The sequence below is a fragment of the Pseudomonas sp. GL_103 genome (genome assembly GCF_057835175.1).
Map to the genome: position 1 here is coordinate 1,323,060 of NZ_CM174420.1, position 21,431 is coordinate 1,344,490.

The following is a 21,431-nucleotide window of genomic DNA, read 5'->3' on the forward strand; positions in this document are numbered from 1 at the left end:
TGAGGAAAAGTGTGACATGTCACAATCCATTTCTTGACATCAAAAGGCCGCATGACCGAAGATTCGCACATCCCGTCGTTCCTATTTATTGCGAGGAATGATCGATAAGCCCGGCTGAAGCCGGGCTTTTTTCGACTATATAGGTGGCAAATGGCCACTATTGCCATATGATTATTGGCAATAAGAACGTGTCAATTAAGGGTCATTCATGGAAGTAGGTGCAATCGCCGAGCAGGATGGAACTGCTGCTGAGTCCGTAGTGTCACAGTTGCACGTTGTCCAGGCTGATGACAGGGAGACTATCGAGCTCTCCTGTATCGATCCGGCGTCGGTGGGACCTTTGATTCAGGTGCTACAGGATGCTCCGCTCGGAAAAAAGATCCGTATTTATCTGCGGGCAAACCCTGGCGGTAATGTGGGGCAACTGCAGGACCTTATTGAGGCCTTGGGTCGCACCGACGCCGACGTTGAAATTGCGGTGGGCAGATTTGCTATGAGTTGTGCCGCGGTCCTTTGGCTGTGGTTCGCACTCGATCCGATCAATCCTACGAATGATCCAAACGAGGGGCGTGTAGTTTCTGTTAATCCTTTGAAGCCAGCGGTGCTGATGTATCACCGCCCACGATGGCCAAATGGCGACTACTATCACTTTATTGATGATTTCAAGAACAAAACGATCCGAGATAGCGTTCGTGAGCAGGTAGATATGTTTGACGACCTGTTCTATCGTTATCTTGATTTTCAGGGATTCAATGGAGTGCATGCAGCCACGTACTCAACGGGGCATGCAACCTTCAAACACGTCTTGCAGCACATGTTAGAAACATATCAAAGCAACAAAGATTGCTTTATTCCCTTGTAAGGAAAGGAATCAGGTCATGAAAAGCTTTAGCGCTAGCGAGTATCAAGCAAAGCACGCCGCAACCCCTCGCAAAGACGGGCTCAGTGGTCGTGACTACACTCTAGCCCGCGTACGTCGTTTCCAAGAGGCTGATCAAAGCCTGAAGCAAGCGTGCGCTGAGCTGGGTATCGAGAAACCCGTCATGACGTGCTGATTCGCGATCAAAAAAAGCCCGGCTATACGCCGGGCTTTTTTTCGCCTGTTTTATAAGCACGTCCGGATCTTATATTTTGCGAGCTGTGTTTTTCTAACTCTTATGCTTGTAAATTATATTGACGTATGGCTAAATAAATGGGATAGGTGCCTTTCTGCTTGAAATGCTCCCCCAGGTAACCACCCCAGCGTAGCTGGGGTGGTTACCTGGGGGAGACGTAAAATTGTTCATTTTTCCCACCTTTGTTGCTGTATTCCCCTCAAATTTTGCCATATGTGTTCCAGCTCGCTTGGCGATTCATCGTCCATCCACTTGGCGTACACCTCGACCAACATTGTGAAGTCCTTGTGACCCATTTGCTTTGCTATGAACGCTAGGTTGCCGCGAGCGGTTAAGCACCAGCAGGCGTAGGTGTGTCGAGTCTGGTATGGACGGCGCGCGCGGATAGCTGAGCGTTTTTGAATGGCTGCCCACTTGGTATTCCAGGATGTCGGAATAAACCAGTGGTTGATGATTTTCTTTCTGGCTTGCGTGGTTGGGGACAGCAGCGGCGTTACGGTTTCGACGCGGCTTTCGTGGCGGTTCATGTACACCTCGATCTCGCGTGGCGCATGCTCGGCTACCAACCCCATCAGGATTTTGCAGGCCTCAACAGCCGGCGGCATAAGAAGTACTGTCCGAGGCTTTCCAGTCTTGGGCACCTTGAAGGTTCCGTCTGCCGTGATTGCCCTAGTGATGTTGATCTGTCCGGTGGTCAGGTCAATATCTTCGACTGCGAGCGCGCACATTTCGCCTGGGCGAAGGCCGGTATAAACCGCGAGAGTAATAGCCGCTGAATCCTGCGGGTGCAGGCAACCCTTGTTGAGCAGCTGTTGAAATTCGGCTTTGGTCAGAGGGTCCGGCTCGCGGTCGGTCATTGCGAATCGTATGCATGCCGCGGCCAGCCCTTTTCGGCAGTAGCTGTTGTTTTCACACCACGTCAAGAATCCCGCGAATGTGGCCAAGTAGTGGTTCGCGGTAGATGGTGCCCGATCGGTAATCAGTTGCGTCCTGAGCCGCTGAATGTCTTCGGGCAGTAGGATTCCTGCCAGTCGGTCTGGTCCAAGCAGTTCAGTACAGATGTCGAGTGCATAGCCGTACTTCTCCTCGGTCATCGGCGTGAGGTCCACGGCCTTTAATGGCTTATAGCGGGCCATCAATGCGGTCAGGCGCTCGTCCTTTATATTGCTGTAGTTAGTCGCATTCTTTGAGTCGGGAAAGTGCCGGCTGTAATCAAAACGGTCTGTCTTGATTTCGTGGATGATCGCCGCCCGGAGTAGGGCGGCGTGTTTGATATTGGCTTTGGTGACGGGGAGGCCAAGGGATTCACGGCAGCGGATTCGCCGCCACATGAACACGATGCGTATGTAGCCGCCGTGTATTTCGATCCCTTTATGCTTGGCCAGCTCTGCTTCTAGGCCGCTTCCTGCGGTGCGCTCTCGGCCCACTTGTCATACTCCGTCATGTTGATTGCGATGCGGCCGTCTGGCGTCTTGCGCCAGATGCGGCCTTGGGCCCAGGTGCCGTTCTTCACTTTGTGGCGAATGGCGTCTTCGCTGTATCCAGTCAGCTCAGATGCGCGATTGATCATTACCCAGCGTGGAAGGCTCATTGCTGTTTCTCCCCTGCGCGGCGCGCGATGCCCTCGGCCTGGCGCTGTTTACTGCATTGTTCGTGGTTGCCATGTGCCCGCGACGTGTTGCACTTGTCGCAGATGGTTTGTAAATCGAGAGGCGGCATTTGTCCGCTCCGGATTCGGACTGTTCGGCGAAGGGCTGTCATGCAGCCTCCTTCAGCACTTGTGCTTGGCGCCATGGGTCGTTCGCTTGCGCCAGTGCGGCCATCGGCGGAGGGCTGACGCTGTTGCCGCACATGTGCACCTGCTGGGTTTTGGTGAATGGCTTGCCGTCGGCACCGTGGCTGATGATGTAGTCGGCCGGGAAGCCCTGGGCCTTGTACAGCTCGGTGGGTTGCAACATCCGCAGGCAGATGTCGACGATCACATACGGCGTGCCCTTGATGGTCACGGTGACCAGTCCCAGCCGATCTTTGGTGGTGATGGTTGGTGCTGGCTCGCCAGCGCCGCTCACGTTCTCGGTGCCGTAGTAGCTGATGAGGAATGCTGCGACGCGCAGCGCTCCGGCTTCAACCTCTGGCGAGAGTTGGAACTCGACTAGCGAACTCTTGCCGCCACCGCCTGCGGTGATGGTTGGTGCCGGTTCGTCCATGGCCTGGCCAACGCTGGCGCCGAACTGACGCTCCATGAAGGCAGTGACCAGGCCGTGATGAGTGCCGCCGGCGCTGATGGTGTGTAACGGGTCGGCGGCGTCCCGTGCATCACAGTTGCCGCGCAGGTGCACCAGGTTCGCGGTCACCAGCTGCTGCTGGCTACCGGTGTTGGTTACCGTGGTCATCGGGTCTTCGATGCTCTTGGCGTCGGTGGCGTTGAAGCCACCATTCATCTGGGCCATGAACACCGTCGAAATGCCCATCGCGTGGGCTGCCCCGGCCGGCCGTTGGTAGTTGCCGCCGCTGGTGACGGTCGGCAGCGGCTCATCGAGGGCTTTGCCTTCGTCCGCAAACCGGAATTTCACCAGGTGCGCAGCGGCAACTGCGTGTTTCACGCCGCCAGCGACCACCGTGCCGAGCGGTTGATCCAGCCCGGGCACCCGCGGTACTTGACCGGCGCGTTCACCGTAGCCGGTTTGGATCAGGGTAGGGCTGATCAACGTCAGCTCGCCGCGATTGGCGCAGGTTACCGTTGGTAGCGGGGCGTGTGGATCGTTGATCCGATCGCTGCCCTGGTGCGTGGCTGGTGCGATGATCGGGCTGGCCATGGCGAACGAGCCACCGCGCGGCCATGAGGTCACGGTGCGCAACGGATCATTTGCTGACTGCACACTGTCGCCGGACCAGTTCGCGATCGGCACAATGAACGGGTCAGCGGCATCGATGACAAACTTCTTCATACCCTTAGCGATCCGACGCAGGGTGGCCGGTGCCAGCGGCTTTGCCCGGTCGAAGATGCTCTTGCTTGGGATCGTCCAGTCGATGCACTCGGCGGCAGTGCGCCACTTCTTCTGGCCCTTGGTCGGATTCTTTGCGTGAGTAGGTTCTGGCCACATGATCTGCTGGCCGTCGCATCGGGCAATCATGAACAGGCGTTCGCGGCTGGTCGGTGCGCCGTAGTCGCAGGCCTTCAGCACCCGCCACTCAACGACATAGCCAAGGTGCTGCAGCTCGGCAACGAACACGCCCCAGGTCTGCCCGCGGCGTTTCGGGTCGGGCACCAGGAACTGATTGTTCACCGGCACGATCTCACCCTGGTCGGCGATGCGGTTAACCATGCTATTCGGCTTCGTGGGATGCGGTACCAGGTCGAGAGTCACCACCCGGCCGGTAACCTTGCAGCGCTTTGCGATCAGCGGCCCCCACTGGAGAATCTGTTTCACGTTCTCCAGGCTGATAACACGGGGCTTCTTTTTGCCTGCCCACTTCAGGCCGATCCACGACAGGTTGCGTATCTCCCGCTTGCGCGGCTGCCCGCCAGCGGCCTGGCTGTGGTGCGTGCAGTCTGGAGACATGTGGAACCAACCCACGGCCTTGCCACCGCATTCGGTGTCCGGATCGCCATCGAATACGTCGGTGGTGTAGTGCACGGCGCCCGGGTGATTGATTGTGTGCATGCTGATCGCTTGGGCGCTATGGTTCTTCGCGACATTCACTGCGCGACCCAAGCCCATCTCCAGCCCGGTACCGGCGCCGCCGCCACCACAGAAGAAGTCGACAACAATCTCATCATCCTGAGCGCTGAAGCCGAGTCCGTATTGAGTCTTGAAGTCGAAGGGTTGTTTTTTAAAGGAGGTCATGCAACGTCCTCCTGTGCTGTTGGCACCAGAAGGGCTGCCATAGCGAGTGCTTGATCGCGGAGCGAGAGGGTGTCTCGTTCGAGTTTTTTGCCGGTGCGAAAGGCGCTGAATGTCTCGGCCGCGATTCTCAGTTGTTCAGCGATGGCCATCAGGGTTTGACGCTCTTGTTCCCCCAGTTTCGAGGCAGCCAATGCGCGTTCGTAGTGGGAATACAATTGCTTATGGTGGCCTTGGGCCTGGTCAAGCGAAAGCTGCAGATTGCGGATCGTTTCTGCCTCATCTGAGTGTTGAATAGCTTTGCTTTCGTCAATGCCATCAATTCGGCCATCGATTAGACCGCCGCGATAGCCGGCCCAATAGGTGAGGGCGAAAAGCAGAATCAGAACGATCAGGGCGCAAATTTGAATTGCTGTCATGTGCTGTGCCTCGGTAGAGCCCGCCGCCGGGATTTTTGGTGAGAGGCCGGCGACGGGATGGTGCTATATGGGTTGAGTGGTTACGCGCTGAAGGTGCCCAGGGTCAGGCTCGCTGCGCCTCCGACTTCTTTGGCGAGTGTCGTTTTGAACTCCTGGGCAATCTCCTCGACTTGTTGTTCTTCGCCGGCCCAGCGCAGCTTGAGGGTCGGTTTGTCATCGCCGGTCAGGATGCTGAGCTTCAGGGTGAAGACGCGCACGGCCAGGCCTTCGTATGGGATCAGCGAAAAGTGCAGGGCTTCGATACGGCTTTCTGCACTGGCGGCTTCGATGCTGTCCATTGCGCTGCGGGTTGCGCCGAAGTTGTGCTCGCTGCTGGTGGCCGAACTGCGGGCTTCGATGGTGATGTTGCGCACGCTCGCGACGGCGGCACTGATGGGCATGGTGCCGCCACCTTCCTTGCTTGCGACAAGGCTGAGGTGCCAGTCTTCGATCCACTCTGCCAGGTCCCGTTGGCTGAGCTTCCTCCCGGCAATTTCTTGCAGTGCCTTGTACGCGGCAGTTGGCTTGAGTTTCAGGATCGCCACGTCGTCGGCATGACCTGGGGTGATTTCATCACCCAGGTTGAAGAACACTTTGCAGCTCATGTCATCTTGATTGATGAAGCCCTGCGCTTCGGCACCGTTGCGGGAAATGGTGTAGTCGGCAAAGTCGCGCAGGCTGTGGGTGGAGAGCGTTCCGCGAAAGCGCGAGCGGAGAGCCTGGAGATGTTCCAGATTGTGAATTTTGACGTCTGCGGGCAAAGCCGTTACGGGCACCAGAGTCGGAGGCAGGGTGGTGGCTGCGTGGGATTGAGCCAGGATGTGTTCGAGTGCGTCTTTAGCGAGTGGCATTGATGCTTCCTTTTTTGGTGAGAGGATTTTGTACTGCGGTGCGGTGCTGCTATTAGCGCGGAACTACCGGCGTGTCTTCGCTCTTGAAAAGCTGCGAAGTCGGGTCGTTCTGGAACAACGTGAGACCTTGCGGTGTGAGGTACAGCGGTGTGTCCAGGGTCGAGTCTTCGCGCAATTTGCCGCGCTTGGTGGGTTGAGCGAAATCGAGGGTGTGGCTAATGGCAACCTGGTTGCTCTGGCCGATTTGTTTCATCTTCAGGGTGATCTTCACTTCGCCCGCTTTGCCGTAATCGATGACGCCAGCCGCGACGTTCGAGAGCGCTTGGCCGATTTGTTGGGCAAACACACCGGCGTTGAGTGAGTTGAAAAAGTCGTTCGTGTCTGTGGCTTTCATGTGCTGTGCCTTATTGAGTGCGTGTTGTTTGCCCCTGAACGGCAAGGGCCACCGTTGAATCAGGCCGCAGCTGTCAACGCTTGGGCGTCGAGGTATTCGGCGAGGTCGTGCAGGTAGACCACCGGCTTGGCCCGGGTGGAGCCGTGCAGGCGCTTGACCGTGAGCTTGATGCGGCCCTTCTTGATTTCGGTCAGCAGGTGGCGATCGGTACGGATGTGCGAGAAGTAGTGCTCGCGTACGGCTGCCAGCGTCGGGCACGGTGTTGCGAACTGGCGCCGAAGTTGGTCGAGGGTGTTGCTCATGCAGCGTCCTCCCCGAACCCCTCCGATGGGGGCAGCAACTTGAGGCGGATCAGTTCGGCTAGGCCTTCTTTGCTTTTGCCCATGGCGGCCGCACAGACGTTGCCGCGTTGGTCGGCGACTACGGCACCGTAGGGGTATTCCGGCGATTTAGTCGGCGTGACGTAGGCGATTTGTCCTTCGCCAATGACGGCATCGACACAGCGAAATACCTCGGCCAGTTCGGCGCTGACCGGTGGCAGCGACTCCAATAGTTGTACCGCTTCGGCTGAAGCGCCAATTAGCGTGGCGCGGCTGATGACGGTTGGGTGGTTGAGAAACATCGGGACCAGCTTCAGTGCGCCGATGGCTTGGGTAATGGCGTTCTGGCTCATGCTGCGGCGTCCTTGTGCGTAATGATGATGTTCAGTTTCTTGGCGACCCATTCAACGCCTGCTTCTTTCACCATCACCACCGCGTAGTGGCGGTACTGCTTAATGGCAGGAACCCAGGTACTGCGTGGGTCTGAGAACAGGTAACCGCGATCGCGGTGTTTGCTGGCGAGCTCGCCGTTGTTGGTGAGGACTCCCAGCTCCCGCAACCTGGTGCGGAAGGAGCGGGGCTTGAGGCCGAGTACGGCTGCCGTTTCGTCCAGGGTGCGATTCATGGCGCGGTCCTCAGGCTGCGGCGTTGTTAGGGCGAGCTGTTAGAGCGCCGAAAAACTCGTCGAGCTGTCCGAAAAGGTCGTCGAGCGCGCCTTCGTTGTGCAGCACCAGATCGTTGTCCTGAATGCCGATGCCCGTTTCGCTGACGTGCGGATTGACCTCTGCCGCGTCAGTTCGAAGGACGTGGATAACGATGCCTCCACGATTGCGGACAAAGTCGGCTTCGTTCTCAAAACGCAGATCACTGATGACGAAACCGGTTGCGGTGTCGTGCGCTTGGCCTAGGAATTCGAGGTTCTGTTCGGCCAGTAGCAGCCATAGTTCTGGGTGGACCATGTTGCGGCCCCATTCGGTGCCCATGGACTGCATCAGCTCGCGAGGGGATCGACCGAGCCAGGCGATGGGCTGCTCTTTGCGATCGTCGTCAAAGTCGCACGGACTCAAGTTGAAGATGTTCATCAAACCTTCGCGCAGAGGGTCTGCGAATGCGTAGGTCTGGAAACCGTGAACGTTGGCCAGGTGATTGGCGGCAGTGGTTTTGCCGGTGCGTGCGCGGCCGGCAAGCCCGATCAATAGTTGCTTCATGCTGCGTCACCTCCCCATGGGGAAGTGTCGGCGCTAGCGATGAGCTGTGCTGCCGCCTTGCCGCGTACATTGGTGATGAGGAGCAGGCCAGTCGTTTGCTGAATGGCGATTACGGCTTCGCGGTTGGTCGCTGCTGTCGGGTGTAGATAAACGGGGCAGCGGGTGCTGCTGTGCTGTGTGGTTTGCATTGCTCGTACTCTTTGGTGAGAGGTAGATACGAGTGCAAAATTAGCAATAGCTAAATAAACATGCAATAGCAGATGCTAATTTAGTTTTGCGATGTGCAAAAAAAAACCCGCACTTGGCGGGTTCTTTGAGACGCGAACGGTTACAGCAATACGGAATACCAGAAGACTTTGCCGATTACGATGATTTCGTTTTTGAGCAGTTCGGTCGCGCTGTACTCTTCGTCAGGATGCTCTTCCCGGTTATAGCTACGCATCCTGATGCCTCCACCTGGTAGCCGGTAAAGCGTTTTCACTCGCAGCTGACCGCCGTGATTCAGCGCGTACATTTTTCCGTCGGTGATGGTTGTACAGCCCTGGTCAACACCTACGGTGCTTCCGTGGGGAAGAACGGGTTCCATGCTGTTGCCGTTAACAGTTACGCAGACCGCTTCATTCGCCTGGACGTTTTGCCGCCTTAGGGTCATTTTTCCAAAGCGAAGTTTTTGCTTGTGTGACTGATGTACTGCGGTTCGGCCGCTCCCAGCGGATAGTTCAACTTCCTTAAGAAACGGCACGTAGACCTCGTCATCATCCAAGGGGGTATCGTCGTCCCAAACATCAATGGGGCCGAGATACTCGGCATTGCTTGGGACGATTTCATTCTCTGGCGTTTGCGGCGCTCTGGATGTGGAGGCGCGCATCGAGCTGGAGGGCGCTGTTAGCGTGCCCTCGGCAAGACCAATTTTCGCTTCAAGATTCGCAGCCGCTTTCTCGCCGAGCGATCTATGCCCATTGAGCAATTGCGACAGGTATGAGGCGTCTAGGTTGTATTGGTCGGCGAACTCTTTCTGGGTTTTTTCGCCCATCAAGTCGCGTAGCACCTGAACTCGCATTTTCTTTATATCCATTCCCCAATCATCGCTTTCCGTTAGCAAACAGTAAATTACGGTTTGCTATTGCTGAAAGCATTAGCAATTGCTAATCTCGGCATTCAGAAGGAGGTGCATATGACCTTGCACGAGTATTTGAAGAGTCTTGATAAAGCCGCGCTGGATGCATTCGCGGGCCGTTGCGGCACGTCAGTTGGCCAGTTGAAGCAGGTCGCTTACGGCAACCGTCGGGCTGGCGCTGCGTTGGCGGTCGGTATCGAGCGAGAGTCGGCGGGTTCAGTCACTTGCGAGCAACTCCGTGCAGACATTGACTGGGCTTACCTTCGCGGTTCCAAAGCTGCTTAAAAAGTGCCGGGCTGGGGCCTCTCACCAAAGAATCCCCCAGCCCAGCGACGACGACACACAGCACATGCACATCGGTCGTGGTCGTAGGATAGGGTTTGCCCCATCTTATGGCTACACCGTAAACAGGGGATTTACGGTTATGAGTCGAACAGATCTTTTGCCGGACGCGGGTCCGGTCCTTCCTTTGCGCCAGGCTATTTACCGCGCTGGTCGTGATTACAAGGGCGGAATCACCGCCCTTGCCTTTGACATGGTGTTGGACAACGACACCCTCCAGAAGAAACTCAAACTCGATGAAGAGCGCCGCTGGCTGAACCCTGATGAGCTTGAGGAAGTGATCCGGCTGACCGGTGACTCACGTTTGCTTGACGCATTGATGCGTCCAGCGGGTGCCGTGTGGTATCGCCCGGTGCCAGTACCGGCAACTCGCGATGCCCTGAAAGCTGTTGGCAAGTTGCTCGGTGAGACAGGGGAGTTTGTGGCGGCGATGCACGACGGCGCAGCCGACAATGTCTGGGAGCTGCGCGAGGTCGTAGACCTGGAGCAGCGCGGCATGGACGTGATTCGCGAAATCCTCGGCATCATGGCGGGTGCCCGCCAGGCGATGGAGGATCGCAACCATGGCTGACGAAATCGATCGTGCTAATGACCAGGCACAATACCTGCTCGACGTTGCTCTTCAGCGCAGTCGCCGTGTTCCTTCGAATCGCGTGAGCGCGCAGTTCTGTGCCGATTGCGACGAGCCTATCCCGTTACGCCGGCAACAGTCGATTGAGGGTTGCCAAACCTGTGTTGACTGTCAGGGGTTGCGGGAGGCTCGGCGATGACTGAACCGGCCAAAGGAATAGCCATCGCCACATGGGCAAAACGTTACATCAACACTTTCGATCTCGCCCTGGTATCAATCGAGCCAGGTGAAAAAGCCCCAAAGGGCTTGGGGTGGAACAAACCGGGCGGCTACATTACCGATGCCGCCACCGCTGAAGCATTCTGGCAACGAAACCCTAATCACAACCTCGGCGTCGTCCTTGGGCCGAGCCGTGTCTGCTCGCTGGACGTCGACGACGTTCAGTGGACGCGGCATGTGCTGTATGAGCTGCTGGGTGTCGATCTGGATGCTATGGCGTTGGTGTACCCGACCATTGTGGGGAACCCTGCGCGCTTTCGCGTGCTGTTCAAGCTGCCGGAAGGCATTGAGCTGACCCGGCATTCTCTCTCGTGGCCGAATGAAAAAGACCCTGACGGTTCGATTCACAAAGGCTTGATGGATAAAGCCAAGGCTGCGAAAGAGCAGGGCGATGGCGTCGGGGAGGTTGCGGCGCGCACGAAGGCCGAAGAGTACAAGCGCTTCACGGTGTTCGAACTGCGTGCTGGCCTGGTACAGGACGTGTTCCCGCCTTCGATTCATCCGGGTACCGGCAAGCCTTACACCTGGAGAACCCCGCCCAGCGCTGCGGACGGATTGCCAACGCTGACCGATGAGTTGCTTTCTGTCTGGCAAAACTGGGACTTCTTTAAACGCGATGCTGAAGCAGCATGCCCTTGGGCGATCAAGCCGACCACGCCACCGGCGAAAGTTGCCAAGCGCCCAGCAGCCGCGGTGGGCCAGCGCCCGTCGGTAATTGATGAGTTCAACCGCTGCCACGACATTGAGGAGCTGCTGCGTAGCCACGGATACATCAAGCGAGGCAGCAAGTGGCTTTACCCGCAGAGCAGCACCGGGTTGCCCGGCGTGACCATCAGTGAGGGCAAAGTCTATTCGCACCATGGTGCCGATCCACTTGCGAACGGGCATCAGAACGACGCTTTTGAGGTGTTCTGTTTGCTCGAGCACGGCGGGGACCAGTCGAAGGCGGTGAAGGACGCTGCTCGCATGATGGGTATGCAGCATTCCTCGCGGCCTGATCCGCGTGACCTTCCCCCGACCCCATCTGGTGACCAGTGCGAGCCGAGCCCCGGCGCCGACGAAGTCAGCGAGGCCGCTCCGGCTCCTGACGGGGGCGCGGGGGACTCGCTCACGCTTGACCAGCTATTGCGACGTTTTGCGCTGGTCGAGGGCACCACGCAAGTGTGGGACTGCGATCAGTCGCGGGTGATGAAGAAGGCCGCCTTCGAAGCTCGGGTGGGCAAGCCGCTCGCCAAGGCTTGGCTGGATGACACGGGCAAACGGTTGATTGCAGATGATCATGTCCGCGACATTGAGCAAGCGCGGCGCATGGCGGGCAAGAAGGGCGGTGCGTTCGGCATGCCGCCGACAGACCGTTACGTGTACATCGACGGCACCAAGGACGTCTGGGATCGGGAAAAGAAGCGACGGATTGCCGAGGGCGCGGTGAAGATGGCGCTGGGCGACACGTATCCCCTGTGGCTGAACAGCAGTGAACGGCGCACCGTGGATGTCGAACATATCGTTTTTGATCCGACCATGAGCAAGGATCCAGCGGTGTACATCAACACCTTTGATGGCCTGCCGCTCGAACCGGTCAGGGATGACGAAGCCTGCGTTAACCTGCGCTGGCTGATTTCGTTTTTGTGCAACCACGATGAAGCTGCGGCTCAATGGCTGACCCGCTGGCTAGCGTACCCGTTGCAGCACTTGGGTGCCAAGATGGACACCGCCGTGCTGATGCACTCGATCATGGAGGGCTCTGGCAAAAGCCTGCTGTTCGCGGATGCACTGGGCATGTTGTACGGCCAGTACGCGGCCACGGTCGGCCAGACGCAGCTGGAGAGCAACTTCAACGCCTGGCAAAGTCGCAAATTGTGGTCGGTATTTGAAGAGGTCGTGAGTCGCGATCAGCGCTACAACCAGGTGGGCAAGATCAAGCACCTGATCACCGGCAAGACAGTGCGTATGGAGTCGAAGTTCATCAACGGTTGGGAGGAAGCCAACCATATGAACGCGGTGTTCCTGAGCAACGAAATTTTGCCATGGCCGATCAGCGACAGTGACCGACGGATGCTGGTGATGTGGCCCATGGAAACCTTGCCGGTCGAGCGGCAAAAGGCGATCGGGCGGGAGCTGGAACAGGGTGGTGTTGCGGCGCTGTACGGTTGGTTGTTGTCGATCGACCTGGGCGACTTCAACCAGCGGACGCGACCACCCTCGACGGATGCCCGTGAGCGCCTGGTGGCCTTGAGTCGGGCTGGATGGCAGACGTTCCTGCATTTGTGGAAGTACAGCGAGCTGGGTCAGGGGCTTTGGGGACCGTGTCTGTCGACTGATCTTTATTCACTGTTCCTCGAATGGTGCCAGCGCAATAAAGAGCATGTGATGAGTCAGACGAAGTTCTCGCTGTTCATCAGTTCCGAGGTCGATAAAACCCGCGCCATTCCCTGGACCGACGGCAACAACCGGCGCTTTGGCGCGTTCTTCTTTCCTGTCGATCCGGACGCTTCCCCGCCCCCATCACTGAAGGCGGCCGAGCTGGGCAAGCAGGTCGAAAATTGGCGGGCCAAGGCGAAGCTCGCGGGCTGGCATGTGGACAGCTGGGACCACATCAAGGCGGCTGCCGCATGACTACCTCTAAAAGTGTGTTGGGTGTGTCGGGTGTGTGTTGGGTTGATTTCAGTTACCCCACACAGATTGGAGCCTTCATTTTCGGCGGTTTGCGGGCTTTGTGTTGGGTGTGTTGGGTTTCGCTACGCGTGCGCGCATGCGTGACGTTCAATGTTCGGTTTCCTACGGCTGATTATTTTCTTCATGCGAGGACAGAAATACCCAACAAACCCAACACACTAAACACAACTCGATTAAAGCTGTTGATTTTAAAGGGTTCTATCTGTGTTGGGTTTGTGTCGGGTTTGGTATTTTTTGTGTCGGGTTCGGTTTTCGGGGGAGTAGGGCGATGATCGAGGCAATGGAAGTACTGCTGAAGCACTGGGGCGAGCAACTTCGACTCAATGGCGAAAGTGGCGGCATGGGTAGCCCAATGGCAACGATCATGGAATGGGGTGGTTGCGCACCACGCGGCACGCCCGGGTCCCGAGTCATCCTCGGCGCTGGAGCAGGGCCTGATGCAGTTGCACAAGAGATCGCTGCCGCTTTGTCAGAGATCTCCCGGCAGGATAAGCGGGGTGAGCGGTTGTCGTGTTTGGCTGGCTTGCGATATGGCGATGATCCGGCGCCGACCTGGCTGATGCAGTTGCATCTGCTGGGGTTGGAGTCCCGAGCAAAGCAGACTTACTACGACCAGGTACACAGTCTGCATGTGCGACTGTTGGAGGTGCTGACCGAGCGCGCCGATGCCCGTAAGTGGCTTACCGCTGGTCGGGGCGTTTTGCCTCAAAGTCTCCTCAAAGTTGCGTCAAAGTTGCGTCGAGTTGGTTAACCGAAAATGGCCCCTTTTCGGTTCCGTACTCAGGGGGTAAAAAGTCCCCACGATATGGAATTTGCGCCTTGGCGCTGACCTCGCACGTGCTGTGCAGCTTCACCCGGCCCTCCCTGAGCCGGTCACCTATCCCCGCTTCGGCGGGGTTTTTATTTTCGGCCCGATGGGTGTCTGCAATGGAGAATCAGCATGAGCGAGCCGGCAACTGTTGTCGTGGCCGGTGGTGTGGGATTGGCTGCAACTGGCCTGCTGGCGGGCGTGGATATGCTCGCGGTGATCGGCGCCTTGGCTGGCTCGTTGGTCTTCTTCACCACGACTGAGGAATTGCCAGTATGGAAGCGGGTGCTGTTTCTGCTCGTGTCTTTCGTGATGGGTTACATGTTCGCCCCTGGCATGGCCGAGGTTGAGTTGTTCGGCGTCAGGCCCTTTAAGTTCACCGGGCCGGCGGCGTTCGGTGCTTCGGTTGTGGTTGTCACCGTCGCACTGGCCGTCATCAAGCGGCGCGGCCTCATTGCTGATCAGCAAGGGAGGCAGGATGGATAGTCAACTGGTGCCGCTGGTTCTCACGCAAGTGACGTTTTGGTTGTGCATGGCGTTGTTTGTCCGGCTGTTTACTTTCCGCCGCCGCGGCGCCCGGTTTCGCCGAAGCATGAGTTGTCTTGCCTGGCTGGTAATGGTCGCGGCAGGTTCGGTCGTGGTGTACATCGGCAAGGGTCAACTTGTGATGCCGCATAACTCCTGGCCGTTGGTGATCATCCTTTCGGTATTCGTTGGATCTGTCTGCCAGAGCGCGGGTAATTTGGCTCGTGTCTGGAAAGTTGGTTGATGGTGATCGCTGAGGGGGTTGGCAATGATGCGGCTTGAGATGCGTGACAACATCGACAAGATCGTGCGTGACATGCGCGGGCTGGCCCGCAACAAGGTGCCAACGGCTGCGGCCAAGGCACTGACGTTCACCGCTGAACGGGTACAGCTCGCCGAGAAGGCCGAGATGGCACGGGTGTTTGATCGTCCCACCCGCTGGACCTTGAACTCCGTCTATAAGCGCAGTGCCACAGCCACCCGGTTGTTCGCCCGCACGTGGGTCAGGGATGAAGGCAGCGCGGGCGTTCCCGCGTCGAAGTATTTGCCGGTGCATATGGACGGAGGCAATCGTCCGCACAAGCGGTTCGAAAAGGCGCTGATCCACTATGGCCTGATGCCTGCCGACATGTATGCGGTACCAGGTCGGCGGGCTCGAATGGATGGCAATGGCAACATCAGCCGAGGCCAGATCGTGCAGATACTGTCAGCGCTGGGCGCCGCCGAGCGGGTATCAGGGTTCATGGCCAACCGCACGGCGCGCAGTAAACGACGTAATCGTAATGCCCCTGACTACTTCGTTGGTCGCCCAGGCAACGGCGCCGGGCCGCTGGGCATCTGGCAGCGCATCGGCAGCGGGGCGCGGCCCATCCTAATCTTCGTCAAGCGTCCGACCTATCGGCGGCGCTTCGACTTCTACGGTGTGGCCAATCGCGTGGCGGCTGCCGAGTTCGAACCACTGTTTCGACGAGCATTGGCTCGCGAGATGGGCCGGGGATGACGGCGGGCCTCGATTTCTCCCGGCGTTGGGGTGGTTTGGGCGTGGGGCAGGGCCATGTTGCCCTGATCAATGGGTCCTTCCGGGCGATCCTGAGAATGGGGTAATTCGAACCCCGACTTTTTTGCAGATTCAACCTGACATAGGGGGTTCCGCTTCCCTGTCAGCAACAGGACCAGACCATGCCAACCCAACGTGAAATCGCCGAACACCTGGACATGAGTGAGCGTAATGCCCGCGATGTGCTCAAGGGGTTGAGCCTGGACGGGCAGACGGCGTCCCTCGACGAGATCCGCACGGCTTACATCCGCGACCTGCGGGGAAAAGCTGCGGGGCGCGGAGGCAGCCAGCTTGAACAGCTCAACAGAGCGCGGATCGATGACTTGCAGCAGAAGGCGGCAAACGGCCGGCTGGCCTATCACGAAAAACTGCGCTCATTGATCTCCGCCGGTGAGGCTGAGCGGGTGCTGTCCGACTGGGCCAGCTTCGCAAACCGGGAATACCTGGGTGGCCTTGAGCGAATTATTCAGGAAATCGAAAACGTGCAGAAACTCACGATTGATCGAACAGTGGTGGCCAAAGTTGCTGGACCTACAACCGAGCGAATTGCAGGCTACGCGCGAAAACTTGGCGCGGAGCTTGTTGGCAGCAGCGGGGAAGTTCAACCCGCCGCGTGACATTCCGACCGCGCATTACCTGAGTACCGAGTTTTACCTGCCCTCGGAGAGCGGCGTGTTGCACGGGCTCTACGACTTCCAGTACACGCCTTACTTTCTCGGCGTTGCCGCTGCCCTGGATGATCCGCGGGTCAGCGAAGTTGACCTGATGAAGGCGGCGCAGATCGGCTGGACCTGGTTCCTGATCGGCTACCTGTTCAAGTTCATTCATAACCTGCCGCGTCCGATCATGATCCTGTTTGCCAAGGAAAAGGACGGCAAAAACTTCCACGACGAAAAGCTCAAGTTCGGTGTCACGGCGAACACGGAAGTGGCGAAGCTGATGCCGGTCGACGTCAGTCGCACCTCCGGCAACCGCTGGGACCATAAGACCTTTCCGGGCGGGTTCCTCAAGCTGGTGGCATCCAACTCTCCCGGCAACGTCAAATCCACTTCGTCTGTCGGCCTGTCGGTGGTCGAGGAGCCAGACGATACCAGCGACGATGTGAAGGGGCAGGGTGATGCGATCGCCCTGCTCGAAGAGCGTGGCAAACGTTACCCCGGCTCGAAAATGCTGGTGGGTGGTACGCCAGCGATCAAGGGCGCGAGCAAGACCGAGGCGCGCTTGGCCCAGACCGATTGCCGGGTGTTGCCGATCATCTGCCACACCTGCGGCCAAGCTCATGTGCTGGACTTCGCGCACATCAAGTGGCTCGACATCGAGGAGGAAGCCCAGCCCCATGAAATCTACGGGCGTGCGGATCCGGCGACAGCGGGCTATGCCTGCCCGCACTGCGGGGAAATCTGGGACGACTACCAGCGCAAGGAGAACATCCGCAACACGGTGTTCAACGCCATTGATGCCGGTGACCCGAACTGCGGCTGGGTGCCGACCAAACCCTTTGCCGGGCGTGCCGGTTTCATTGAACTGAACGAGCTCTACGCCTGCCTGCCGGGCACCAGCCTGGCCGATATCGTGCGCGAGAAACTCAACGCCGAGCACCAGGCCTCGATGGGCAACCTGTCGCTGCTGATCAAGTTCGTCAATCAGAAACAGGGCCGGGCCTACGAGTACAAATCCGACCTGCCGGAAGCGGACAAACTGGCAGAGCGGGCCGAGGACTACCCCGAACTGTTCGTGCCGATGGGTGGCTTGGTGGTCACGGCCGGAGTGGACGTCCAGCATGACCGCCTCGCGGTTGTCATGCGGGCTTGGGGCCGCGGGGAGGAGTCCTGGTTGCTCTATTGGGGCGAGATCTACGGAGAAGTGGTGTTGCCCGATCAGGGTGTGTGGCTGGACCTGGAGAAACTGCTGTTTGCTCCCATCACCCACGCCTGCGGCGCCAAGTTGAAGGTGCTCGCTGTGTCACTCGACACCTCGGACGGTACCGTCACCCAGGACGCGGCCTATGCGTTTTGCCGTAAGCATCAACAACGCGGCGTTATGGCGATCAAGGGGGCCAGCGAGCGAGGCAACAGCCGGGATGATGAACGAAAAGAAATCTTCAGCGCGCCGCGGCAGGGGGTGGACACCGACAAAGAGCAGAAGGCCTCGAAGTACGGCCTGCGCCCTTACATCGTCGGCACTTCGCGAGCCAAGGACCTCTGGATTGAGGGGCGTTTGCCGCTGGCTGGAGACGGCCCGGGCCGCATGCACTTCTACAAGACGGTGCGGCCGGACTACTGGCGGCAGATCACGGCGGAAGTGAAAGCCCCCAGCCGCCGGCATCATTACCGCAAGGTGTGGCAGAAAAAGGCCGGTGAGCCGAACGAAGCCACCGACTGCGAAACATACGCACTGCACGCGGCCAGATCGCTGAAAACTCACCTGCTGCAAGAGCACGACTGGGCGGCGCTTGATGCCCAGATTCGGCAGGGGGCGCTTTTCTTCGATGCACCCCCGGCGATTGAGCCGGCTCACGATCCAGATCCTGGGCCTGCTGCAGCAGTTGAACAACCGGCGCCGGCCGCACCTGTTGAACCACCTGAACTCCCGCCACCTGGCGGGAGAGTTATTTCTGGGCGCCGCAGTGCAATGCGTGTGCTCTCCCAACGCAGGAATTAATCCATGGCCATCACACTGGAACAGGCGCAGAGCCAGCTTCAAGCGTGGCTCGACGCAAGCATCAAGGTAAGCCAAAAACAGAGCTATCGCATCGGCACCCGGCAGCTGGAATATGCCGATGCCGCTGAAATCACGCGGATGATCGACTACTGGCAAGGCCAGGTTGATCGGCTGGCCAGCGGGCGGCCTCGGGGTATAACGCTGCGTGGGATCACGCCGTTATGAGCCGCGCACCGAAAGCACCTGAACCGACGCTGCTGGACAAGGCCATCAGTTGGATCAGTCCGGAGCGTGGTGCCAAGCGGATGCATGCCCGGATGACGATGACCGCGTTGGGTGGTTACACCGGCGCCTCCAAGGCCAAGCGCTCGTTGAGTGCCTGGAATCCTACGGCGGGCAGTGCTGCGGCGGACCTGCTGCCTGACTTGCCCACGCTGCGCGAGCGCTGTCGTGACCTGGAGCGCAACAACCCCATCGGCGGCGGCGCGATCAACACGGTGACGACGAAAACGGTCGGTACCGGTCTGGCCCTCAAGTCGGTGGTCAATCGGCAGATCCTCGGGTGGGATGAAGAGCAGGCCCGCAACTGGCAGCGCAATACCGAATCGCTGTTCAAGTCCTGGGCTGAAACCAACTGCTGCGACATCACGCGAGAGCAGAACTTTTACGGCCTGCAGGAGCTGGCATGGCGGTCGGTGTTGAGCAGCGGGGATGTGTTCCCGCTGCTGACGCACAAAGTTCAACCTGGCCATCACTACTCAGCGTGCATTCAACTGATCGAGGGCGATCGGGTCTGCAACCCGGACGGCAAGGCCGACACCGAATTACTCACCGCGGGTATTGAACGGGATGCGGACGGGGCGCCCGTCAAGGCGCATATCCTGCGCAGCCATCCGGGTGCGTTGGGTGTGAAGGAGCGCAAATGGGATGAGCGTCCCTTCTTCAATGAGCGGGGTGGCCGGGTGCTGCTGCACCTGTACCGGCGCCGTCGTGTCGGTCAGCCCCGCGGGGTGCCATATCTGGCACCGGTGATCGAGAAGCTCAAGCAACTTGATCGCTATACCGATGCCGAGTTGGAAGCGGCGGTGGTGTCGGCGTTTTTCGCGGTGTTCATCAAGCCCGGCAATGGTGGCCAGCTCAGCCCTTTGGCCTCGGCCGCGACGGGCAATACGCCGGTCGGCGGCGACAGTCCGGCAGGGCGCGCTTCTGGTGGCTGGGACGGTTCGCTCAGCGGCGGCATCGTCGCCGAGCTGGACGACGGCGCCTCCATCGACACCGCCGCACCGGGGCGGCCGAACATGGCCTTTGATCCTTTCGTGCTGGCCATGCTGCGCCAGATCGGTATGGCCCTGGAGCTGCCTTATGAGGTGCTGATCAAGCACTTCACGGCCAGCTATACGGCGGCCCGGGCTGCCGTGATGGAGGCTTGGCAGTTTGTGCGGGGATGTCGCGACTTCTTGGGGCACAACTTCTGCCAGCCGGTGTACGAGCATTGGCTGGAAGAGGCCGTGGCGCAGGGTGATGTCGAAGCGCCGGGCTTTTTCGACCACCCGTTATTGCGGTATGCCTATTGCGGCTCGCTGTGGGTCGGGGATGGCCCGGGCACGGTGGACCCGCTGAAAGACGTCAACGCCGCGGAAAAGCGTATTGATATCGGCATCAGCACGCTGGCGAAGGAATCGATGCTCTATGACGGCAGCGATTGGGAAGAAAACCACGAACAGCGGGCGCTGGAGGTAAAGCGCCGCCTTGACGATGGTCTTTCTGCCACGCCAACAGCGCGCCCGGAAAATGAGCCTGCCGTAAACCCCGACCTTCCTGAACGGACATAACTATGAGCGACAACCCAACCGATGCACCTCCGGTGCACCGGGTGACGGCGTTCGACCTGGTGTCACGCGAGCCCTGGGCCATCACCCCGGACATGCTGCAGACCATCACCGCCATCGCCCGCCGCGAAAATGAAGGGCCAGAAGCCTTGGAGGCTCGGCAAGGCAAGCCCTTGCAGAACACTCGAACGGTGACACAGCGCGGCAACGTGGCGTTGTTGCCCGTCACCGGCCCGGTGTTCCGCTACGCCAATCTCTTTACAGCACTGTCGGGTGCGACCTCGCTGGACGTGCTGGCCAAGGAGTTCACCACGGCGGTGGACGACCCGCGAACCGACACCATCATCCTGGTGATGGATACGCCCGGCGGTATTGCCAGCGGCATCGCGGAGTTCGGCCAAATGATCCGCGCCTCGCCCAAACGGGTGGTGGCCTACGTCTCCGGCAACGCAGCCAGCGCCGGTTACTGGATGGCCGCGGCGGCCCATGAAATCGTCATGAGCCGCACCGGCGCGGTCGGCTCCATTGGCACTGTGTTGACGGTGCAGAAAAACGGCGACGACGGCAGTTTCGAGATCGTCAGCAGCCAGAGCCCCAAAAAACGCCCGGACTTCGGCACCGAGTCAGGCCGTGCGCAGGCCCAGGCCCATGTCGATCGATTGACCGACATCTTTGTCGAGGACGTCGCCAACTATCGCGGCCTCAGTGTTGAAACCGTGCTGGCCGACTTCGGCCAGGGCGACATGCGGATTGGTTCCGATGCCGTTGAACTGGGCATGGCTGACCGTGAATCCACCCTTGAAAACCTTATCGCCGAATTCAACGGCAGCTCTTCTGGAGATCTATCCATGAACACGCCAAGCAGCAGCACCGCACCGACCCCAACGATTGAAAAGCCGGCCATCACCCGCGAGTACCTGGCTGCGAACCATGCCGAGCTGCTGGCGAGCCTGGAACATGACGCACACGCAGCCGGTGCCCGTGCTGAGTGTGACCGCATCAAGGCTGTTGAGGCGGCTGGATTGCCGGGCCATGAAGAATTGATTGCCAGCCTCAAGTTCGATGGCAAAACCAGCGGTGCCGAAGCTGCCGCGCAGGTGATCGGTGCCGAGAAATCGAAGCGCGCAAACGCACTGGCCGATATCCGCGGCAGTGCTGCCGAGCCCGTACCGGGTGTCGCTACACCGCCAGCGGCTCCAGCGGCTACCAAGGAAGATCCGGACGCTCCGCTGGAAGAGCGCGCCAAAGCAACGTGGGACAGCGACAAGGAATTGCGCGCTGAATTCGGAACCTTCGAGGCCTACCACGGCTATCGCCGGGCTTCCGAAAAAGGCCTGATCAAGGTCCTAAAAAAGTAAGTACCTGGTAATCCTCTAAC

The 21,431-nt window shown here is 59.0% G+C and carries 25 protein-coding genes; 14 read left to right on the forward strand and 11 right to left on the reverse strand.

The window, feature by feature from the left end; genetic code table 11:
- Positions 1 to 208: 208 nt before the first annotated feature.
- Positions 209 to 862: a hypothetical protein gene (locus tag AC3IP0_RS05865; RefSeq protein WP_489326856.1), complete on the forward strand. Its 654-nt coding sequence runs from the start codon at positions 209 to 211 to the stop codon at positions 860 to 862.
- 420 nt (positions 863 to 1,282) lie between these two features.
- On the opposite strand, the gene AC3IP0_RS05870 is transcribed toward AC3IP0_RS05865, so the two are convergent.
- The 11 genes from AC3IP0_RS05870 to AC3IP0_RS05920 form a co-directional block, all read right to left on the reverse strand.
- A complete protein-coding gene (locus AC3IP0_RS05870) occupies positions 1,283 to 2,542 on the reverse strand; it encodes an Arm DNA-binding domain-containing protein (protein ID WP_489326858.1) in 1,260 nt (419 codons plus the stop codon).
- Entirely contained in the window at positions 2,509 to 2,706 is a 198-nt protein-coding gene (gene xisR, locus AC3IP0_RS05875) for an excisionase family protein (protein ID WP_056856218.1), read from the reverse strand. Before xisR ends, AC3IP0_RS05870 begins: the two co-directional genes overlap by 34 nt.
- Before the next feature lie 166 nt (positions 2,707 to 2,872).
- On the reverse strand, positions 2,873 to 4,963 hold the full coding sequence (locus tag AC3IP0_RS05880; RefSeq protein WP_489326859.1) for a DNA cytosine methyltransferase: 2,091 nt from the start codon (positions 4,961 to 4,963) through the stop codon (positions 2,873 to 2,875).
- Positions 4,960 to 5,379 carry a hypothetical protein gene (locus tag AC3IP0_RS05885; protein WP_489326861.1) on the reverse strand — a complete coding sequence of 140 codons (420 nt, stop codon included), beginning with the start codon at positions 5,377 to 5,379 and terminating at the stop codon, positions 4,960 to 4,962. Before AC3IP0_RS05885 ends, AC3IP0_RS05880 begins: the two co-directional genes overlap by 4 nt.
- A gap of 80 nt (positions 5,380 to 5,459) precedes the next feature.
- Positions 5,460 to 6,269 (reverse strand): DUF2303 family protein, encoded by an 810-nt coding sequence (locus AC3IP0_RS05890; protein WP_489326863.1) that lies wholly within the window; start codon positions 6,267 to 6,269, stop codon positions 5,460 to 5,462.
- A 52-nt stretch (positions 6,270 to 6,321) separates the two neighbouring features.
- Complete coding sequence (locus AC3IP0_RS05895; RefSeq protein ID WP_008048880.1) at positions 6,322 to 6,663, reverse strand: hypothetical protein; 342 nt, start codon at positions 6,661 to 6,663, stop codon at positions 6,322 to 6,324.
- 59 nt (positions 6,664 to 6,722) lie between these two features.
- Positions 6,723 to 6,965 (reverse strand): pyocin activator PrtN family protein, encoded by a 243-nt coding sequence (locus tag AC3IP0_RS05900; RefSeq protein WP_237882103.1) that lies wholly within the window; start codon positions 6,963 to 6,965, stop codon positions 6,723 to 6,725.
- The gene (locus tag AC3IP0_RS05905) at positions 6,962 to 7,336 is read right to left on the reverse strand and encodes a hypothetical protein (RefSeq protein WP_154947123.1); all 375 of its coding nucleotides are present in this window, start codon (positions 7,334 to 7,336) and stop codon (positions 6,962 to 6,964) included. The genes AC3IP0_RS05900 and AC3IP0_RS05905 overlap by 4 nt, the downstream gene beginning before the upstream one ends.
- Positions 7,333 to 7,608 carry a hypothetical protein gene (locus tag AC3IP0_RS05910; RefSeq protein WP_489326866.1) on the reverse strand — a complete coding sequence of 92 codons (276 nt, stop codon included), beginning with the start codon at positions 7,606 to 7,608 and terminating at the stop codon, positions 7,333 to 7,335. Before AC3IP0_RS05910 ends, AC3IP0_RS05905 begins: the two co-directional genes overlap by 4 nt.
- A gap of 10 nt (positions 7,609 to 7,618) precedes the next feature.
- Entirely contained in the window at positions 7,619 to 8,191 is a 573-nt protein-coding gene (locus AC3IP0_RS05915) for a deoxynucleotide monophosphate kinase family protein (RefSeq protein ID WP_489326868.1), read from the reverse strand.
- Between the two features lie 328 nt (positions 8,192 to 8,519).
- The gene (locus AC3IP0_RS05920) at positions 8,520 to 9,266 is read right to left on the reverse strand and encodes a S24 family peptidase (RefSeq protein WP_460155938.1); all 747 of its coding nucleotides are present in this window, start codon (positions 9,264 to 9,266) and stop codon (positions 8,520 to 8,522) included.
- A 99-nt stretch (positions 9,267 to 9,365) separates the two neighbouring features.
- On the opposite strand from AC3IP0_RS05920, the gene AC3IP0_RS05925 reads away from it, so the two are divergent.
- The 13 genes from AC3IP0_RS05925 (at position 9,366) to AC3IP0_RS05985 (ending at position 21,411) form a co-directional block, all read left to right on the forward strand.
- Positions 9,366 to 9,593, forward strand: a complete 228-nt coding sequence (locus AC3IP0_RS05925) for a transcriptional regulator (protein ID WP_160388883.1) — start codon at positions 9,366 to 9,368, stop codon at positions 9,591 to 9,593.
- A gap of 139 nt (positions 9,594 to 9,732) precedes the next feature.
- Complete coding sequence (locus AC3IP0_RS05930; protein ID WP_008048886.1) at positions 9,733 to 10,221, forward strand: phage regulatory CII family protein; 489 nt, start codon at positions 9,733 to 9,735, stop codon at positions 10,219 to 10,221.
- A complete protein-coding gene (locus AC3IP0_RS05935) occupies positions 10,214 to 10,420 on the forward strand; it encodes a TraR/DksA C4-type zinc finger protein (RefSeq protein WP_008048893.1) in 207 nt (68 codons plus the stop codon). Before AC3IP0_RS05930 ends, AC3IP0_RS05935 begins: the two co-directional genes overlap by 8 nt.
- Positions 10,417 to 13,113: a DUF5906 domain-containing protein gene (locus AC3IP0_RS05940; RefSeq protein ID WP_489326871.1), complete on the forward strand. Its 2,697-nt coding sequence runs from the start codon at positions 10,417 to 10,419 to the stop codon at positions 13,111 to 13,113. The genes AC3IP0_RS05935 and AC3IP0_RS05940 overlap by 4 nt, the downstream gene beginning before the upstream one ends.
- Before the next feature lie 328 nt (positions 13,114 to 13,441).
- Positions 13,442 to 13,924, forward strand: a complete 483-nt coding sequence (locus AC3IP0_RS05945; protein ID WP_489326873.1) for a hypothetical protein — start codon at positions 13,442 to 13,444, stop codon at positions 13,922 to 13,924.
- A 189-nt stretch (positions 13,925 to 14,113) separates the two neighbouring features.
- The gene (locus AC3IP0_RS05950; RefSeq protein WP_110963210.1) at positions 14,114 to 14,467 is read left to right on the forward strand and encodes a putative holin; all 354 of its coding nucleotides are present in this window, start codon (positions 14,114 to 14,116) and stop codon (positions 14,465 to 14,467) included.
- Positions 14,460 to 14,750 (forward strand): phage holin family protein, encoded by a 291-nt coding sequence (locus tag AC3IP0_RS05955; protein WP_489326875.1) that lies wholly within the window; start codon positions 14,460 to 14,462, stop codon positions 14,748 to 14,750. The genes AC3IP0_RS05950 and AC3IP0_RS05955 overlap by 8 nt, the downstream gene beginning before the upstream one ends.
- A 39-nt stretch (positions 14,751 to 14,789) precedes the next feature.
- Positions 14,790 to 15,506 carry a hypothetical protein gene (locus AC3IP0_RS05960; protein ID WP_489326877.1) on the forward strand — a complete coding sequence of 239 codons (717 nt, stop codon included), beginning with the start codon at positions 14,790 to 14,792 and terminating at the stop codon, positions 15,504 to 15,506.
- Positions 15,507 to 15,685: 179 nt separating this feature from the next.
- On the forward strand, positions 15,686 to 16,180 hold the full coding sequence (locus AC3IP0_RS05965; RefSeq protein WP_489326879.1) for a hypothetical protein: 495 nt from the start codon (positions 15,686 to 15,688) through the stop codon (positions 16,178 to 16,180).
- Positions 16,143 to 18,224 (forward strand): phage terminase large subunit family protein, encoded by a 2,082-nt coding sequence (locus AC3IP0_RS05970; RefSeq protein WP_489326881.1) that lies wholly within the window; start codon positions 16,143 to 16,145, stop codon positions 18,222 to 18,224. Before AC3IP0_RS05965 ends, AC3IP0_RS05970 begins: the two co-directional genes overlap by 38 nt.
- A gap of 3 nt (positions 18,225 to 18,227) precedes the next feature.
- Positions 18,228 to 18,449, forward strand: a complete 222-nt coding sequence (locus AC3IP0_RS05975) for a DUF6148 family protein (RefSeq protein ID WP_085715656.1) — start codon at positions 18,228 to 18,230, stop codon at positions 18,447 to 18,449.
- On the forward strand, positions 18,446 to 20,056 hold the full coding sequence (locus AC3IP0_RS05980; protein ID WP_489326884.1) for a phage portal protein: 1,611 nt from the start codon (positions 18,446 to 18,448) through the stop codon (positions 20,054 to 20,056). The genes AC3IP0_RS05975 and AC3IP0_RS05980 overlap by 4 nt, the downstream gene beginning before the upstream one ends.
- Before the next feature lie 2 nt (positions 20,057 to 20,058).
- The gene (locus AC3IP0_RS05985) at positions 20,059 to 21,411 is read left to right on the forward strand and encodes a S49 family peptidase (protein ID WP_489326886.1); all 1,353 of its coding nucleotides are present in this window, start codon (positions 20,059 to 20,061) and stop codon (positions 21,409 to 21,411) included.
- The last annotated feature ends 20 nt before the right edge of the window (positions 21,412 to 21,431 follow it).